Source organism: Lentzea sp. NPDC004782, assembly GCF_040609115.1.
Taxonomy (GTDB): domain Bacteria; phylum Actinomycetota; class Actinomycetes; order Mycobacteriales; family Pseudonocardiaceae; genus Lentzea.
In genome coordinates this window covers 1-17800 of record NZ_JBEXJN010000105.1, presented here as the reverse complement: position 1 = coordinate 17800, position 17800 = coordinate 1, and the positions used below count along the sequence as shown (strand labels likewise).

Annotated in this window: 14 protein-coding genes; 4 read left to right on the top strand and 10 right to left on the bottom strand. The window is 69.8% G+C overall.

Annotated elements, in window-relative coordinates; genetic code table 11:
• Positions 1–142: 142 nt before the first annotated feature.
• The 10 genes from ABZV40_RS44485 to chvE form a co-directional block, all read right to left on the bottom strand.
• A complete protein-coding gene (locus tag ABZV40_RS44485) occupies positions 143–481 on the bottom strand; it encodes a zf-HC2 domain-containing protein (protein WP_355456030.1) in 339 nt (112 codons plus the stop codon).
• Entirely contained in the window at positions 478–972 is a 495-nt protein-coding gene (locus tag ABZV40_RS44480; protein WP_355456032.1) for a sigma-70 family RNA polymerase sigma factor, read from the bottom strand. Before ABZV40_RS44480 ends, ABZV40_RS44485 begins: the two co-directional genes overlap by 4 nt.
• Positions 973–1000: 28 nt before the next feature.
• The gene (locus ABZV40_RS44475; RefSeq protein WP_355456028.1) at positions 1001–1774 is read right to left on the bottom strand and encodes an enoyl-CoA hydratase-related protein; all 774 of its coding nucleotides are present in this window, start codon (positions 1772–1774) and stop codon (positions 1001–1003) included.
• Positions 1775–1784: 10 nt separating this feature from the next.
• Complete coding sequence (locus tag ABZV40_RS44470) at positions 1785–3020, bottom strand: hypothetical protein (protein WP_355456026.1); 1236 nt, start codon at positions 3018–3020, stop codon at positions 1785–1787.
• Positions 3017–4558, bottom strand: a complete 1542-nt coding sequence (locus tag ABZV40_RS44465) for an amino acid adenylation domain-containing protein (RefSeq protein ID WP_355456024.1) — start codon at positions 4556–4558, stop codon at positions 3017–3019. Before ABZV40_RS44465 ends, ABZV40_RS44470 begins: the two co-directional genes overlap by 4 nt.
• A 104-nt stretch (positions 4559–4662) precedes the next feature.
• Positions 4663–5745, bottom strand: coding sequence for an aldose epimerase family protein (locus ABZV40_RS44460; RefSeq protein ID WP_355456022.1), 1083 nt, complete (start codon positions 5743–5745; stop codon positions 4663–4665).
• Positions 5746–5757: 12 nt separating this feature from the next.
• Positions 5758–8838, bottom strand: coding sequence for a family 43 glycosylhydrolase (locus ABZV40_RS44455; protein ID WP_355456020.1), 3081 nt, complete (start codon positions 8836–8838; stop codon positions 5758–5760).
• 118 nt (positions 8839–8956) lie between these two features.
• Positions 8957–10171 carry a multiple monosaccharide ABC transporter permease gene (gene mmsB / locus ABZV40_RS44450; protein ID WP_355456018.1) on the bottom strand — a complete coding sequence of 405 codons (1215 nt, stop codon included), beginning with the start codon at positions 10169–10171 and terminating at the stop codon, positions 8957–8959.
• Entirely contained in the window at positions 10168–11694 is a 1527-nt protein-coding gene (gene mmsA / locus ABZV40_RS44445) for a multiple monosaccharide ABC transporter ATP-binding protein (RefSeq protein ID WP_355456016.1), read from the bottom strand. Before mmsA ends, mmsB begins: the two co-directional genes overlap by 4 nt.
• Positions 11695–11699: 5 nt before the next feature.
• The gene (gene chvE / locus ABZV40_RS44440; RefSeq protein WP_355456014.1) at positions 11700–12785 is read right to left on the bottom strand and encodes a multiple monosaccharide ABC transporter substrate-binding protein; all 1086 of its coding nucleotides are present in this window, start codon (positions 12783–12785) and stop codon (positions 11700–11702) included.
• A 202-nt stretch (positions 12786–12987) separates the two neighbouring features.
• Here chvE and ABZV40_RS44435 point away from each other — a divergent pair, with 202 nt between their 5' ends.
• The 4 genes from ABZV40_RS44435 (at position 12988) to ABZV40_RS44420 (ending at position 17716) form a co-directional block, all read left to right on the top strand.
• On the top strand, positions 12988–15681 hold the full coding sequence (locus ABZV40_RS44435) for an RICIN domain-containing protein (protein ID WP_355456012.1): 2694 nt from the start codon (positions 12988–12990) through the stop codon (positions 15679–15681).
• Between the two features lie 107 nt (positions 15682–15788).
• Positions 15789–16319, top strand: a complete 531-nt coding sequence (locus ABZV40_RS44430) for a SigE family RNA polymerase sigma factor (RefSeq protein WP_355456010.1) — start codon at positions 15789–15791, stop codon at positions 16317–16319.
• Positions 16316–17092, top strand: a complete 777-nt coding sequence (locus ABZV40_RS44425; RefSeq protein ID WP_355456008.1) for a hypothetical protein — start codon at positions 16316–16318, stop codon at positions 17090–17092. The genes ABZV40_RS44430 and ABZV40_RS44425 overlap by 4 nt, the downstream gene beginning before the upstream one ends.
• A 105-nt stretch (positions 17093–17197) precedes the next feature.
• Positions 17198–17716 (top strand): RICIN domain-containing protein, encoded by a 519-nt coding sequence (locus ABZV40_RS44420; protein WP_355456006.1) that lies wholly within the window; start codon positions 17198–17200, stop codon positions 17714–17716.
• The last annotated feature ends 84 nt before the right edge of the window (positions 17717–17800 follow it).

Genomic DNA, 17800 nt, shown 5'->3' with positions numbered 1-17800 from the left:
GTCTTTGAGCTCTGTGAGAGGAACCCAAAGATGATCAAGCGGTGGCCGTACCCATGTCAAAGGTCAAGAGCATCCTGGTTAAAACACCAGGTGGACGAATGAGCCGTTCATCGAGCAGCGGGCGGGCCTGGCGCCGCGGCGCTCACGTCAGCCAGCAGAACACGCCGCACACGCCGGCACCGAGCACGGCGGCGATGAGGACGGCCACCGCCGTGAGCATCAGAGCACGCCGCCGCACCGCCCGCACCAGCCGGGGCAGCAGCGTGGGCGGCACCTCCGGCGCGGTGCCGAGCGACTCGACCGCCCACGACCTCGGCACGCGCGCCAGAAATCCCGGCATCCCCGCGAGCTGGCCCACCGCCTGCTCGCACGGCGGGCAGACGTCGAGGTGGCGTTCGTAGGCCTGGCGGTCGCCCGGCGACAGCGACCCCAGCACGTAGGCGACGTCCCACTCCCGGAACGGGTCCGCTGGCGGTGTCACCGCCCCGTGACCCCGTTCTCCTGCAACGCCAGTCGAAGCGCGCGCAGGCCGTAGTGCAGCCGCGACTTCACGGTGCCCTGCGGGACGTCCAGGGCGTCGGCGAGCTCGGCGATGGTCTCACCGCGGAAGTAGGCCCGCGTGATCACCACGCGGTGCTCGGGTTTCAGCTGGGACAACGCGTCGGCGATGAGCCAGGCGTCGAGTGCGGCGTCGGTGTCGTCGGACCGCGGGCGCTCCGGCACGCGGGCGGACTCGACCTCCCACCTGGCCTGGGCGCTGCGCCGCTCGTCGATGGCGAAGTTGCGCGCCACGGCGTACAGCCACGCCTTCGACGCCGAGGAGCCCTGTTCCAGGATGTCCGGATGCCGCCAGGCGCGCAGCAGGGCTTCCTGGACGACGTCTTCCGCCAGTTGCTCGTCGCCGGTGAGGCGCAGCGCGTAGCGCCAGAGCGCGGCGGCGTGGCCGTCGTGCAGCGCGCGCAGGAGGGTGATGTGGTCGGTGTTGATGGCGCACCTCGTCTCACTGGCGGAACACCGGAGTGCGTTTGGCCAGGAACGCCGATGTTCCCTCGCGCATGTCGGCGGTGGTGAAGGTGTGCCGGAACGCGTCCAGCTCGACGCGCAGGCCCGTGTCGACCGGCAGTCCGTCGACGGCCCGCAGAGTCGCCTTGCACGTCGCGACCGCGTCGGGCGAGTTGGCGGCGATGTCGGCGAGCACGAGCCGTGCGGCGGCGAACATCTCCTCGCGCGTGTCGAAGACCTGGTTCACCAACCCGATCCGGTGCGCCTCGGCCGCGTCGACCCGGCGGCCGGAGTAGATCATCTCGCGGGCCCGCGCCGCCCCGACCCGCCGGAACAGCCGGACGCAGCCGCCGAAGCCGGGGATGAGGCCCAGCAGCACCTCCGGTTGCCCGAACACCGCTTTGCCGGTGGCGTAGACGAAGTCGCACGCCAGCGCCATCTCGCAGCCGCCGCCGAGCGCGTAACCGTCCACGCAGGCCACCACCGGGACGGGCAGCTGTTCGAGCAACCGGGTCACCTCCTGGCCCAGCGCGCCGAACGCCTCACCCTCCTCCGGTGTCATCGAAGCCATCTCGCGGATGTCGGCACCGGCGATGAACGCGGGCCCTTCCGCTCCCGTCAGCAGCACCGCGCGAGGCCCGGACAGCGTCGTCAGGAGGTGACGCAGTTCGCTGAGCGTCGCCTGCGACAGGGCGTTGCGGGCCCGCGGCCGGTTCACGGTCACGGTCAGCACGCCGCCCTGCTCGTCGAGCACCAGGTTCTGATAGTCCACAGTGGTCTCCTCACGAGTCCCAGATCGCGCCGTAGGCGGGAATTCCCCTGGATTCGAGCTCTTCGACGACCTGCCAGGTGGTCGGTTTGTTGGAGATGCAGATGACCGCCTCCGCGTCGAACCGGCGGCAGGCGTCGTAGGCGAGAGCGACCAGGTCGGGTTTGCCCTCGGTGGAGGTGTCCCAGACGACGGCGTCGGGCTGCACCCGCAGGATCTCGTCCACCAGCGCGTCACCGTAGGTGCGGCGCGGGTCGCGGGTCGACCACACGAGCTCGGCGGGCGCGGTCTCCGCCAGCAGGTGCGGCAGGCAGGGGCCGATGCCGCTGCCGGTGGCGACCCACACCACCCTGGTGAACAGCTTGTCGATGTTGCCGACGCCCGCGGTCGGGATGCCCTTCACCCACACGTGACCGGGCCGGTCGGTGATGAACTTCCCCGTCCAGTCCCCGGAACGGGAGATCGTGAGCCGGAACCCGCTGCGGCCCGGCGCCGGGACGTTGGCGAAGGAATGCCACTCCAGCAACGGGTTGCGGCTCACCGCGGTCGACGATCCGGCGAACGGCGTGACGCCGTAGTCGAACGACACGAGCGCGACGTGCGGTGACGGGCTGTCGATCCGCACCGGCACCCGGCGCAGCCGCAGCCACGGCAGCGCCACGCTGACCGCCACGAGGGCGAGCGGCCAGAGGAACACCGGGTCCGACACCGCCGCCAGCACGGCGAACAGCACGAGCACCGTCCATCCGCCGAACCGGTGCGAGCGCTCGAACAGGTCGTGGTGGCGGGCCCGCAACCGGGGCAGCGCGAGCACGATCATCCCGCCGAGCACCGCGAAGATCACCCACGTCAGCACCTGCACGAACGGCGGTCCCGTCGTCGTGACGGCCAGCACGAGAAACCACGCGGTGGCGCAGATCGCGGCACCGACGTGCAGGCCGCCGAAGTGGTAGACCTTGCCGAGCGTCCAGCGGATCCGCAACGGCCAGTGCGTCGGCGCGCTGGTGGCGAGCCGGAACAGCAGGTTGATCACGAGCTGCTGGCGGATCAGCGCGGCCAGGGTGACGTTGAGGACCACCAGCGTGGTCAGCACCTTCGCGTCACCCTGCCAGTGCCAGGACAGCGCGGCGACGACGTTCGCGAGGACGACGGTCGCGGCGAGGCGGTTGTGGTGGGTGAAGGGACGACGGCGCAGGATCGTGCGCAGCGACCGGTCAGCCGGCGGCAGCGCGACAGCGTGCACGGTCATGCCACGGTTTCCTTCTGCGCCAGACCGTCCAAACGCGACACGAGCGCGCGCCGGTCGACCTTGCCGCGGTCGGTCGTCGGCAACGTGTCGACGGCGACGATCAGCGTGGGCACGCAGTAGTAGGGCAGTCGCTGCTCGACCGCGCGCCTGGCCTGCTCCGGCGCCGCGGTGGCCGGGCTGATGAACCCGACGAGCCTTCCGTTGTGCACCAGCGTCGTGGCGCGGGCGCAGTCCGCCGCGTGCTCCAGCGCCGACGTCACGGCGTCGAGTTCCACCCGAAACCCGCGGACCTTGACCTGGTCGTCCGTGCGGCCGTGGTGCTCCAGCTGCCCGTCGGTCGTCCACCTGCCGAGGTCGCGGGTCCGGAACATCACGTGGTCGCCGCCGAGGAACGGATCAGGCCGATATCGTTGCGCGGTCAGGTCGTCGTCACCCAGGTAGCCTTCGGTCACGCACGCGCCGCCCGCCCACATCTCACCGATCTCGCCGATGCGGCACGGCCGCAGGTGCTCGTCGAGCACGTACACCGTGGTGTTCGGCACCGGCCTGCCGATGGTGAGCACCCCGGCGTTCGGGTCGTATCGCTGCACGGTGTTGACGATGGTGACTTCCGTGGGGCCGCACGCGTTGTGGAAGGCCGCGTGCCGCGACCACCTGTCGGCCAGCGCCTGCGGGCACCGTTCACCGGCGACCGCGACCGTGTGCACCCGTTGGCACACATCGGGATTCAACGACGCCAGCACGCTGGGCGTCGCGATGACGACGTCCACAGTGCTCGCGGTCTGCTCCAGGTCGGTGCCGCGGATCACCAGCGTGCCGCCGTTCGCGAGCGTGCCGAGGATCTCCCAGATCGCCATGTCGAACGCGATGTTCAGCAGCTGCGACACCCTGGTCCCGGTGGTGATGCCGAGGGTGCCCGGCCGGGTGAGCAGGACGTTGCACAGGTTGGCGTGCGAGACGCGCACCCCGTTGGGCCGTCCGGTGGTGCCGGAGGTGAAGATGACGGCCGCGATGTCCGACTCGCCGGTGATGCTGCGGCGGAACGACCTCACGTCGGGCAGGGCGTCGATCGCGATCACCATGCCGAGGTGGCGGGGCAACGCGGCCGCGTCGGCCTTCGTGGTGAGCACGACGTCGATGCGGGCGGTGCGGACGATGTGCCGCAGGTGCGCTTCCGGGGTGATGCGCACGTCCTGCGGCACATAGGCCGCACCCGCCTTGAGCACCGCGAGGATGCCCACGACCATCGGGACGGACCGGGTGAGGAACAGTCCGACGTGGTCGCCGGGCCGCACCCCGTTGCGCACGAGCAGCTCGGCGAGCCAGGAGGCCCTGGCGTCGAGCTCCGCGTAGGTCAGCGACTCGCCGAGGTGCTCGACGGCCGTCCAGTGCGGACGTCGTAACGCATGTTTTTCAAAGGCGTGATGAATGCGGTGGAACGGGGGAGTCCTGGTCGGTCCTGCGCCGAATGACTGGAACAGCTCGCGATCGGCAGGGGGTAGATCGCGCAGGGCAGCTTCCTGGAACACGGCTGTCACGACAGGTCCCTTCGTGAACGGAGCTCGGTCAACATCCTTGAACGAGACAGCCCGTCGGGAAGTTCATGTCGAATCGAACAGCCGGTCGAATCGATCAGAAGATTCTAATCCACTGTGGACAGTTGGTACACCGTCTCCTGGTGGTAGACCTCGCCCGGCCGCAGCACGGTGCTGGGGAAGTCCGGGCGGTTCGGCGAGTCGGGGAAGTGCTGCGCTTCCAGGGCGAACCCGGCGCCGCGGTGGTAGGAGCGGCCGCTCGGGCCGACCAGGTCCTCGGTCAGGAAGTTGCCGGAGTAGAACTGCAGCCCGGGCTCGCTGGTCCACATCGTCAGCACGCGCCCGGACACCGGGTCGCTCGCCCGCGCGGTGAACGGCGCGTCCACGTCCAGCACCCAGTTGTGGTCGTAGCCGCCCGCGATGAGCAGCTGGGGATCGGGCAGGCCCATGCGCTCGCCGATCGGGACCGGTCGCCGGAAGTCGAACGGGGTCTCGTCGACCGCGACGGGATCACCCACCGGGATCAACGTGTCGTCGACCGGGCAGAACCGGCTCGCGTTGAGCGTCAGCGACTGCCCGTACACGTCACCGCTGCCCTCGCCGGCCAGGTTCCAGTACGTGTGGTTGGTCAGGTTCAGCACGGTCGGCGCGTCGGCGGTCGCGCGGTAGGTGATGCTCAGCCGGTTCTGCCGGTCGAGGCGGTAGGTCACCTGCGCGGACACGGTGGCGGGGAAGCCCGCGTCACCGTCCGGGCTCTCCAGGTCGAGCCGCACGCCCACGCTGTCGGTCTCGTGCAGCTCGGTCGCCGACCACACCCGCGTGTCGAAGCCGGACGGGCCGCCGTGCAGGGTGTTCGGGCCGTTGTTGCGCGGCAGCCGGTGCAGGACGCCGTCCAGGGTGAAGGCGCCGGAGGCGATCCGGTTGGCGTACCGGCCGATCACGGCGCCGAAGAACACCCTGGCGGCGTCCGGCTGGTTGTTCGCGACGTAGTCGTCGAGCGACGGGAACCCGAGCACCACGTTGGCGGGCGCACCGTCGCGGTCCGGGGCCTCCAGCGACTGGATCACGCCGCCGTAGTCCAGCACCCGCACGGTGAGCCCACCCGGCCACGCCAGGACGTACCGGTGGACGTCGGTGTCACCGACCCGGCCGAACAGCTCTCGGCCGAGCTCGGGTTCCCGTTGCGACATCGAACTCCTCGATCAGTTGTAGTCGGCCCGGCAGTGGTGCGGCCGGATCCGCTGTGGCGCGACGCTCTCCAGGGTGGGCACGACCGGTGCGATCGTGCCGTCGCGGTTGAACTTCAGCTTGTCGATGGTGGTCTCGCGGTGCGTGCCGTCACCGTCCGGGATGGCGAACCGGTGGTAGGCGAGGTACCAGTCGTCGGTGCCGGGCACCTGCAGCATCGAGCTGTGACCGGTGCCCTTGATGCCGAGCTTGAGGTCCTTGCTCAGGATCAGGCCGCGGTTGGTGAACGGCCCGGTCGGGCTCGGCGCCGTGGCGTAGGCGACGCGGTAGTTCTCGCTGCCGGTGTCGTCGACCGACCAGCTCAGGTAGTACGTGCCCTTCCGCTCGACCATGAACATGCCCTCGCGGAAGTCCGTCAGCCCCTCGATCCGGACGACCTCGGCCGGATCGAAGGAGATCATGTCGTCGTTGAGCGGCGCGACGTACGCCTCGCCGTTGCCCCAGTACAGGTACGGCTTGCCGGTGTGGTCGATGAACACCGCCGGGTCGATCGCCTGGCCGCCACCGCTGGGGTTGCGCGGGATCAGCGGCTTGCCGGAGTCGACGAACGGGCCGGTGGGCGAGTCGCTCACCGCGACACCGATCTTGGCGTCGGCGCAGAAGTAGAAGTAGTACTTGCCGTCCCGCTCGGCGATGGTCGGCGCCCACGCGCGGCTGTCGGCCCAGCTGACGTCGGGACCGAGGTCGAGGATGACGCCCTCGTTCTTCCAGTCCGTCAGGTTCTTCGAGGACCAGGCGGAGAACTTCGTGCCGCTCCAGCCGGGGAACCCGTCCGTGGTCGCGTACATGTAGTACGTGTCGCCGAACGCCACGATGTTCGGGTCGGCGTTGAGGCCCGGCAGCACGGGGCTGCGCAGCTCGTGGGCCTCGACCGTCCACTCGCGACTCTCGCGGCCCGACCTCACCACGAACTTGCGGGGCTTGCGCAGGTCGACCGCACCGTTCGGGGTGATGGTGGCGCCGGGGGCGAGGCCGAAGTCGAGCTTCATCCGGCGCAGGTCGGTGCCGGGTTTCACGGGCAGCACCACGGTGCCGGACCCGATGACCGCGGGCGCCTTGAGCGAGGGGTGCGAGACCGACCGGACCAGGGTGCCGTTGAACGGCAGCGCCGCCACCTCGTCACCGGACAGCGCCCGGTTGTAGAGCCGGACGTCCTTCATCTTGCCGAGGAACGGCCGGTCCGCCGAGTAGACCGAACGGCCGAGGTAGTTGGCCGCGGTGATCCCGCCGCCGATGTCCGACGGCTTGATGGTGGCCGCCGTGTTGCGGCCCACCTCGACACCGTCGAGGTAGAGCACCTCGACGCCGCCCCCGACGGTCAGCGTCACGTTCTTCCAGACCCCGCGAGGCAGCGGGCGGTTCGAGTTCACGCCCTGCTCGGTCGACCAGTTGCCGGTCGCGATCGCGCCCCGGTAGCTGTCACCGGTGCTGAACAGGTAGCCGTTGCCGGCCCCGTCCTTGCCGGTGTTGCCGAACCCGTAGAGGAAGTACGGCGTCTGCTGCGCTGGGTCCACCAGCACGTCGGCGGAGACCGTGGCGGCCGACGCGCCGGTCAGCATGTTGTTGGGCAGCTGGACGTGCCCGCCCTGCAACGACAGCGCGCCGTCGGACCACGTCGTCTTGCCGGCGGTCACGCCGTCGTAGCCGTGCCCGGTGGCGTCGTCGGCGGAGCCGTTGAGCGGCCAGTGCGCGACGAGACCGTTGCTGTCGGCCTTCACCGGCGCCGGGGGAGCGGTGATCCGGTTCAGCTCGGCCTGGGTCACCGGCAGCACCGTGCCGTGCCGCGGCGACGCGGGCAGCTTGGCACCGGTCGACATCGTCCACTTGCCGGACGCGAGGTCGGTGGTCTCGAACGGCACGTACCCGCGGCCGCCGAACTCGTCGATGAACAGGTACCACTTGTTCTCGGTGTTGGACTTGAAGCCCGTCGGGCCCTCACCGGCGCTCAGGCCGGGGCTGGTCGCGGTGGCCTTGCCGATGCATTCGGCCACGAAGTCGTACTTGGGGTTGAGCAGGTCGGTCGACTTCTCCGCGGTGATGAACTTGCTGCACGGCGTGGTCGACGTGTTGTTGCGCTCGTCCTTGGTGTAGCGGTAGTAGGTGCCGTCGTGCTCGATGACCGTGGAGTCGATGACCGAGTAACCGGGGTCGATCCACACCTTCGGCGCGCTGAACGTGACGAAGTCGCGGGTGGTCGCGTACATCATCCGGTTGTAGCTGTCGCCCTTGTGGTCCGGGTCGTTCTCCGCGTACAGCTTCGAGGCCCAGTAGACGATGTAGGTACCGCGCTTGGCGTCCCAGTGGGCTTCCGGCGCCCACGTGTTGCCCGCGGTCGGCGGCGACACCTGGACGCTGCGCTGCCGCGACCAGTTGCGCAGGTCGGTCGACTCCCACACCATGATCGACCGGCTGCCGGTGCGCTGCGCCGCGTCCCAGCCGTTGCCGCCGTTGATCTTGAGGTCGGTGGCGAGCAGGTAGAACTTGTCGCCCTCGGGGGAGCGCAGGATGAACGGGTCGCGCACGCCGAGCTCGCCCAGGCTGGACTTGAGGATCGGCTGGCCGTTGTTGAGCTCGGTGAAGCTCAGCGGGTTGTTGCCGTTGCTGGCGGCGGCGTAGATCTGCTCGCCGTTCGGGCTGCCTTCGCCGGTGAAGTAGAAGAAGCTGTAGCCCGCCAACGGTTCCTTGGCGGGCAACGGCGGGACGGTCGCGGTCAGCGTGCGGGTGGCGGACTGCCACCAGCCGCGGCTCACCTTCGCCGTCAGCACGACCTTGGCCGGTTTGCTGCCCGCAGGAGGACGGCTCACCTCACCGGTCGGCGTGATCACCCTGCGGTCCGACGACGTCCACGTGATGGTCGTGTCGTTCTCGCCGGTGGTGGGCAGGGTCAGGTTGCCGCGAACGTCGTCGATGTTCGGCACGGACAACGCGTTGGCCGCGATCCGTGCCGGCGACTCGGCCGCGTTGGCCACGGGAACCGTGACCAACGCGGCCGTGACGGCCACGACAACGCCGAAATGGCGCAGGGAAAACAACATCGTCGTTGTCTGCCTTTCGGTCTTTAGCTTTGCAAAACTTTCCCGCCAGTTCGATGAACGGCGCATTCGTTCACCTCAGGTGGATGAATGCGCCGTTCATCGAAAGCGCGAGCGACTTTCAGGCGCGGCGCTTCGTCCAGACGTCGTAGGCGACCGCCGCGAGCAGCACCAGGCCCTTGACGAGCATCACGCGTTCGCTGGGCGCGCCGATCAGCGACATGCCGTTGTTGATCACGCCCATGATCAGGCCGCCGGTGATGGCGCCGACCACCTTGCCGACACCGCCCTGGACGGCGGCACCACCGATGAACGCCGCGGCGATGGCGTCCAGCTCGAACGCCGTGCCCGCGGTCGGACCGGCCTGGTTGAGCCGGCCCGCGAAGATCACGCCCGCGAGCGCGGCGAGCGCGCCCATGTTGACGAACACCCAGAACGTGACGGCCTTGACCTTCACGCCGGACAGCGTGGCGGCCTGCAGGTTGCCGCCGATCGAGTAGATGTGCCGTCCGAACACGGAGTTGTTGGCCATCAGCGAGTAGCCGAGCGCCAGCGCCGCGAGCAGCACCAGCACCCACGGCAGGTTGCGGAACCGGGCGAGCTGCACCACGACCGCCATCACGACCACGGCGACGCCCACGAGCTTGAGCACGAAGACCGGCATCGGGTCGACGGTCTGGCCGTAACCGAGCCGGGCCGCGCGCTTGCGCCACTGCGACAACGCGAAGCCGGCCACGCAGGCGAGGCCCGCGAGCAGGCTCACCAGGTCGGCGCCGCCCAGCGGGCCGAGGCCGACGTTGCCCAGGTAGCCGCCGGTGAAACCGTTGGACAGCGACCGGATCGCGTCGGGGAACGGGCCGATGCCCTGGTTGCCCAGCGTGGTCAGGGTGAGCGCGCGGAACACCAGCATGCCGGCCAGCGTCACGATGAACGCCGGAATGCCGAAGTAGGCGATCCAGTACCCCTGCGCCGCGCCGATGAGCGCGCCCGACAGCAGCGTCAGCAGCACCGCCACCGGCCAGGGGAGTCCCCATTGGACGGTCAGCACCGCGCAGATCGCACCCGTCAGCGCCACCGTCGAGCCGACCGAGAGGTCGATGTGCCCGCCGATGATCACCAGGATCATGCCGATCGCGAGGATCAGCACGTAGGAGTTCTGCACGATGATGTTGGAGATGTTCTGCGGCTGCAGCAGGGCACCGTCGGTCAGCACCGCGAACAACACGACGATCAACGCGAACGCGACGTAGATGCCGGACTGCCGCAGGTTGATCGACATCCGCCCGCGCGGAGCCTGCTGGGCGGTCGCCGGTGCGGCCGCGGTGTTCGTGGTCATGTGTTCTGTCCTCGTGTCATGTACTGCATCAAGCGTTCCTGCGTGGCCTCTTCACGGCTCACCTCGCCGGTGATCCGGCCCTCGGACAGCGCGTAGATCCGGTCGCACAGGCCGAGCAGCTCGGGCAGCTCCGAGGAGATGACCAGCACGGCCCTGCCCGACGCGGCCAGGTCGTTGATGATCGAGTAGATCTCGTACTTCGCGCCGACGTCGATGCCGCGCGTCGGTTCGTCGAGGATCAGCACGTCCGGGTCGGTGAACATCCACTTGGCCAGCACGACCTTCTGCTGGTTGCCGCCGGACAGCGTGCCGACCTGGGTCGACACCGCCGGCGTGCGGATGCCCATCGAGCGGCGGAACCGCTCCGCGACCGTGTACTCCTCGTTCTCGTTGACCCAGCCGCGCTTGGAGAGCTTGCCCAGCGCCGCTGCGGAGACGTTGCGCTGCACGCCCTCGATCAGGTTCAGGCCGTAGCGCTTGCGGTCCTCGCTGACGTACGCGAGCCCGTTGCGGATCGCGGCCTGCACCGTCCTGGTGTCGATCTCCACGCCGTCCTTGACCACCCGGCCGGAGATGCCGGCGCCGTAGGAGCGGCCGAACACGCTCATCGCGAGCTCCGTGCGGCCGGCGCCCATCAGCCCGGCGAGACCGACGATCTCACCGCGCCGCAACGACAGCGTGGCGTTGTCCACGACCACCCGGTCCGGCTGGGCGGGGCTGTGCACCGTCCAGTCCTCGATGCGCAGCACCTCCTCGCCGACGTCGGGGGTGCGCGGCGGGAACCGGTGCTCCAGGTCGCGGCCGACCATGCCGGAGATGATGCGTTCCTCGCTGAGCCCCTCGGCGGGCAGGGTCTCGATCGTCCTGCCGTCCCGCAGCACGGTGACGGTGTCGGCGATCCTGGTGACCTCGTTGAGCTTGTGCGAGATGATCACCGAGGTGATGCCGTCGTCGCGCAGGCCGTCGAGCAGGTCGAGCAGGTGCTGCGAGTCGTCGTCGTTCAACGCGGCCGTCGGCTCGTCCAGGATCAGCAGCTTGACCTCTTTGGACAGCGCCTTGGCGATCTCGACCAGCTGCTGCTTGCCGACGCCGAGGTCGTTCACCGGCGTGGTCGGGTTCTCGCGCAGGCCCACGCGGTCGAGCAGCGCCTGCGCCTCGTGGTTGGTGCGGTTCCAGTCGATGAACCCGCGCCGTGCTCTTTCGTTGCCCAGGAACAGGTTCTCCGCGACGGAGAGCTGCCCGCACAGCGCGAGCTCCTGGTGGATGATCACGATGCCGCGCTGCTCGCTGTCACGCACGCCGTGGAACGCGCACGGCTCGCCGTCGAAGACGATCTCGCCTTCGTACGTGCCGTGCGGATGCACCCCGGACAGCACCTTCATCAGCGTGGACTTGCCCGCGCCGTTCTCTCCGCAGATCGCGTGGATCTCACCGCGCCGCACGCTCAACGAGACGTCGTGCAGCGCGGTGACACCCGCGAACCTCTTGGTGATGCCGCGCATCACCAGGATTTCGTCCGACACAGTTCTTACCTGAGCTGGTCGGCGGTGTAGTAGCCGGAGTCGATCAGTTCCTTCTTGTAGTTGGACTTGTCGACGGTGACCGGCTGCAGGAGGTACGACGGCACGACCTTGACGCCGTTGTCGTAGTCCTTGGTGTTGTTGACCTCGGGCTTGCCGCCCTTGAGCACCGCGTCGGCCATCTTGACGGTGACCTCGGCGAGCTGACGGGTGTCCTTGTGGATCGTCGAGTACTGCTCACCCGCGATGATCGACTTCACCGAGGCGACCTCGGCGTCCTGGCCGGTCACGATCGGGTAGGCCTGGCCGCCGGTGCCGTAGCCGCTGCTCTTGAGCGCGGACAGGATGCCGATCGACAGACCGTCGTAGGGCGACAGCACACCGTCGACCTTGGCACCGCCGTAGGTCGAGGTGAGCAGGTCCTCCATGCGCTTCTGCGCGGTCGCCGGGTCCCAGCGCAGGATCGCGACCGTCTTGAAGTCCTTCTGGCCGGACTTGACCACGAGCTTGCCCTGGTCGATGAGCGGCTGGAGCACGGACATCGCGCCGTTGAAGAAGAACGTGGCGTTGTTGTCGTCCGGCGAGCCCGCGAACAGCTCGACGTTGAACGGGCCCTCGCCGCGCGTCTTCAGCCCGGCGAGCAGCGAGTTCGCCTGCTCGACGCCGACCTTGAAGTTGTCGAACGTGGCGTAGTAGTCGACGTTCGGGCTCTTGCGGATCAACCGGTCGTAGGCGATGACCGGGATCTTCGCGTCCGCGGCCTGCTGCAGCTGCGAGGTGATCGCGGTGCCGTCGATCGACGCCACGATCAGCAGCTTGGCGCCCTTGGTGATCTGGTTCTCGATCTGGTTGGCCTGGGTCGGGATGTCGTTCTCCGCGTACTGGAGGTCGACCTTGTACCCCTTGCCCTCCAGGGCCTTCTTGATGTTGTCGCCGTCGTGGATCCACCGCTCCGACGAGCGGGTCGGCATGGTGACGCCCACCAGCGCACCCTCGCTCGACGAGCCCTGCTGGTCGACCGTCTTCTGGGCCGAGCCGCAGGCCGCGAGGGTGAGGGTGAGCGCGGTGGCGGCCGCGATCTGGACAAGCCTCATTGGTTCTCCTCGATGTCACCGACAGGCAACACTGCCGTAGGCGGCGAGTGTTATCGCTAACAATGGACCAGTCAAGTGACATCTCGGTAACGCCAGGTAATGGCCTGTTAGCGCTCACAGAATTTCTTGAAACCCGCGGCAACCTTATCCGCGACCGGCGGCAACTCGGGGGCAGATGCGAGAACGATCGAGGAGTGCTGCCATGAGCAAGACCAAGTCCACCGCGGGCCGGCGCGGTGGCGAGGGGCCGCGGACACGCAGGCGCTGGACGGTGATCGGCGCCGCGCTGGGGGCGTCGGTGCTGGTCGGCTCGTACCTCGGCGTGGTGTTCAGCGACGAGGAGCCGGTGACGGTCGACGCCGCCGCGTACTACCAGTTCGTCTCGGCGCGCAGCGGCAACGCGCTGGACGTGGCCGGGGCCGAGAGCGCCGACGGCGTCCGGATCCAGCAGGAGAAACGCAGCCCGGACGCCGCGAGCCAGCAGTGGCGGCTCAAGCCGGTCGACGGCGGTTACTACCAGTTGGTCAACAACAACAGCAAGAAGGTGCTCGGCGTGCCCACGGGCTCGACCGCGCAGACCAACGTCGAGCAGCAGTCCGACGTCGGCGCCGAGCACCAGCAGTGGAAGCTCGCCGACGCGGGCGAAGGTGATGTGAAGATCGTCTCGCGCAAGACCGGCAAGGTGCTGTGCGTGACCGACGGTGCCGACGGCCAGGCGGTCGTGCAGGCCGACGACCGCGGCGGCGCTGACCAGCGGTGGAAGGTCGCCAAGGCGGAGAGGCCCGCGACGCCGACCGCTCCCGTGGCGGCCGCCGCGACGAGGCCCGCGCCGACCACGTCCGGAACGCCCCAGGCACCCCCTCCTCCCGCGACCGGTTCCGGCCCGTACAACTGGCGCAACGTGCAGATCGCGGGCGGTGGCTTCATCACCGGCTTCGTGTTCAACCCCAGCCGCGAGGACCTGCTGTACGCGCGCACCGACATGGGCGGCGCCTACCGCTGGGACGCCAGGTCGGGGCAGTGGGTGCCGCTGACCGACTGGGCCGCGGACTGGAACACCCTCGGCATCGAGAGCGTGGCCACCGACCCGGTCGACCCCGGCCGCCTCTACCTCGCGACCGGCACCTACACCAACGAGTGGGCGGGCAACGCCGCGCTGCTGAGGTCCAGCGACCAGGGCAGGACGTTCCAGCGCACCGAGCTGCCGTTCAAGCTGGGCAGCAACGAGGACGGCCGGTCCGCGGGCGAGCGGCTCGCGATCGACCCGGCGAACAACGGCACGCTCTACCTGGGCACCCGCAAGAACGGGCTGTGGCGCAGCACCGACTACGGCGTGACGTGGAGCCAGGTGTCGTCGTTCCCCGTGAAGGACGGCGGCAGCAGCGGCACCGGCCTGCCCTTCGTGACCTTCGGACCGGCCGGCAGCAGGACGATCTACGTCGGCGTGGCGGACAAGTCCACCTCGCTGTACCGCTCCACCGACGGCGGCGCCAGCTGGAGTGCCGTGCCCGGTCAGCCCACCGGGAACCTGCCGCACCACGGCGTGCTGTCCGGTGACGGCTCGTTCTACGTGACCTACACCAACGCGCCCGGACCCAACGGGGTGACCGCGGGCTCGGTCTGGAAGCTCACGCCGTCCAACGGCGCGTGGAAGGACATTTCGCCGATGCCCGGCAACGGTTTTGGCTTCGCGGGACTGGCCGTGGACCCGCAACGCCCGTCCACGGTCATGGTCACGACCCTCGACCGCTGGTGGCCGTCCGACGAGCTGTTCCGCTCCACCGACGGCGGCGCCACGTGGAAGGCGCTCGGCGGCTCGGCCGTCCGTGACGCGTCCGGGGCGCCGTACGTCGGCACCGGCATCGGTCACTGGATGGGCGCCCTGGCCATCGACCCGTTCGACTCCGGGCACGCGATCTACGGCACCGGCTCCGGTCTGTGGGCGAGCAAGGACGTCACCGAGGCCGACAGCGGACGTCCCACGCACTGGTCGGTGCCGGTCAAGGGCCTGGAGGAGACCGCGGTGCTCGGCCTGGTCTCGCCTCCCGGCGGCAAGCTGGTCAGCGCGCTGGGCGACGTCGGCGGGTTCCGCCACGACGACCTGAACGAGGTGCCGGCCGGTGCCTCGTCCGGCCCGCGCTTCAGCAACACCACCGGCCTCGACTTCGCGCAGGCCAAGCCGAACGTCGTGGTCCGGGTCGGCTACAGCGGCGAGGAGCGCGGCGCCTACTCCACCGACGGCGGCGCCACCTGGAAGCCGTTCACCGGCGCTCCGGTGAGCGCGGCGGGCGGCGGCACCGTGGCGATCTCGGCCGACGGCGGCACCGTGGTGTGGACTCCGGCCGGACAGGTGCCGTACGTCTCGACCGATCTGGGCAAGTCGTGGAAGGCGTCGTCCGGGCTGCCGCCGGGCACCGCCGTGATGGCCGACCGTGCCGCAGCAGGCACCTTCTACGCGCTCAGCGCCAACACGGTGTACGCCAGCACCGACGGTGGCAGGAGCTTCAGCGCCCGCGGGCAGGGGGCCGGACGTCTCAGGGCCGCTCCCGGTGCGCCCGGGGACCTGTGGCTCGCGAGCCACGACGGGCTCTCGCACTCCACCGACGGCGGGATGAGCTTCACCAAGGTCGGCGGTGTGCGGTCCGCCGACTCGGTCGGCTTCGGCAAGGCCGCCCCCGGTGCCCGCTACCAGGCCCTTTACCTGATCGGCACGGTGAAGGGCGTGACCGGGATCTTCCGGTCCGTCGACGCGGGCGGCACGTGGACGCGGATCAACGACGACCGCACCCAGTTCGGCGGGGCCGTCGGCGGGGTCATCACCGGCGACCCGGACGTGTTCGGCCGCGTCTACGTCGGCAGCAACGGCCGCGGTGTCCTCTACGGAGACCCGTCCTGATCACCGGGTGGCCGCGGCCCATGCCCCGGGCCGCGGCCATCCGGCCCAGTGCAACAGGTACATTGCCGCCCGATGAGGGCGTGGCAGGGAGAGGGCAACCGAGAAACATGGTCGTCGACCACAGATCGGCGCAGTTCCACGACTTCTTCGAACGCCACCACGCCGAGCTGGCCCGCTTCGCCTGGTTGCTGACCGGGCAGGCCGAGGCCGCCGACGACCTGGCCGCGGACGCGCTGGTCGCGCTGTGGCAGCGGTGGGACCGGCTGACCGCGGCGGAGCACCCGCTGGCGTACGCCCGCGGGGTGGTGGCGAACCTGGCCAAGGAACGCATCCGCAGTGCGACCCGGGAACGGCGGCGGATCGCGTTGTTCTTCTCACGCAGTCCACAGCAGACGCACGGCCCGGACTCGGCGGCCGTGGTGGACGTGCGGGCGGCGCTGGACCGGTTGCCGTTCCGCAAGCGGGCCTGCGTGATCCTGCGGCACGCGTTCGATCTGTCCGAAAAGGACACCGCACAGGCACTGGGGATCTCGGTGGGCGCGGTGAAGAGCCAGACCTCGAAGGGGATGGCCGAGCTGGAACGCGTCCTCGGGGCGCGCGAGGCGGGGGACGTGATGACGGGGAGGGGGAACCGGTGAACGAGGACATCAGCAGGCGGCTGCACCAGGCCGCCGACGCCTACCAGCCGGACCGCGGCCGGATCCTGGAACGGGTGCGCCACGGCATGGCGAGCGCCGGCGTCGCCACCCCGAAGCCGGGCATCGCGAGGTCCTGGACCAGGGTGACGTTCGCGGGTCTCGCCGCGGCCGGCGCGCTGGCCACCGCGGGGCTCGCCGTGGCCGCCATCGTCCACACCGCGCCGCCGCCGGACCCCGGGACGATCCCGACGTCCGGGCCGTCGAGCGCGACCACGAGCTCCACGCCGTCCGTCCGCACCACCGACGAACCGGTCGCACCGCCTGCGCAACCGGAGCAGACGTCCACGACCAGCCCGCCACCGGTCACCGACCCGGCCCCGCTCAGCGGCAAGCCGGTCGCGGACGGACCGTTGTCGTCGGTGGGCTTCGTCGACCTGCAGACCCACCCCAACTGGGCGCAGAGCAGGGTCGTCCTCAAGACCACCCAGCGGCTCACCTCGTTCAGCCTGGAGGTGCGTGTCGTGCAGACAGGCGGTGTGCGCACCACCGGCCAATGGCAGACCCTGCCCGCCGACGACTTCACGGTCACCGTGAAGGAGGCCGACGGCGCGGTCGTCTACCGCTGGGAGCTCAAGCCGGGCCGTGCGGTGCCGGAAGGGGTGCACACCTTCGCCGGCCAGTACAACCACGCCGCCGGCAAGCGCGACGCCCGTGCCGACACGTACGTCGGCACCGGTGGTGCCTTCACGGTCCGAGGTGGCTTCACCTCGTAGTGAGCGGTCGCCGTCGACGGACTGTCGACGGATTGTCGACGGGCCTCGCCATGGTGAGCAGGACGCCGCGAACGGCACGGCGTCCTTGCTCACGGAGGTACCCGGATGAGAAAGCGGATTGCCACGACCGCGCTGGCGTTCGCCGCGGCCGTGGCGGGAACGGCAGGCGCCGCGGCGCCGGCGTTCGCCGACGACCACTTCGACGTGACCGTCCGGAACGCGGGCACCGGGAAGTGCCTGGCGCCGCAGGGGGAGTCGTTCGCCGACGGGGTGGCGATCGTCCAGGTGACGTGCAACGGCAGCCCGTTCCAGCGGTGGGACTTCGTGGACCACGACGACCACATCTTCCAGATCCGCAACGCGGTGACGCTGAAGTGCATGGACGTCCTGGGCACGAACACCAACCAGACGCCGGTCGTGCAGTGGCCCTGCTCGGGCATCAGCAACCAGCGGTTCGAGGCGAGCCGGGACCTGCCGGACTTCGTCACGCTCCGGTCGCGCGTCTCGGGCACGAGGAGCCACTGCCTCGACGTGCCGGGCGGGCAGCCCGTGGAGAACGCCGCCATGCAGATCTGGGTCTGCAACGGCACTCCCGCGCAGGCTTTCGGCGTCTTCCCGGTCTGACCGGCGAGGGGGGACCGTCGTGGGGGGGGGGGCCCCCCCCCGCCCCCCCCCCCGCGCCCCCGCGACGTCGCGGAGGCGACGGCG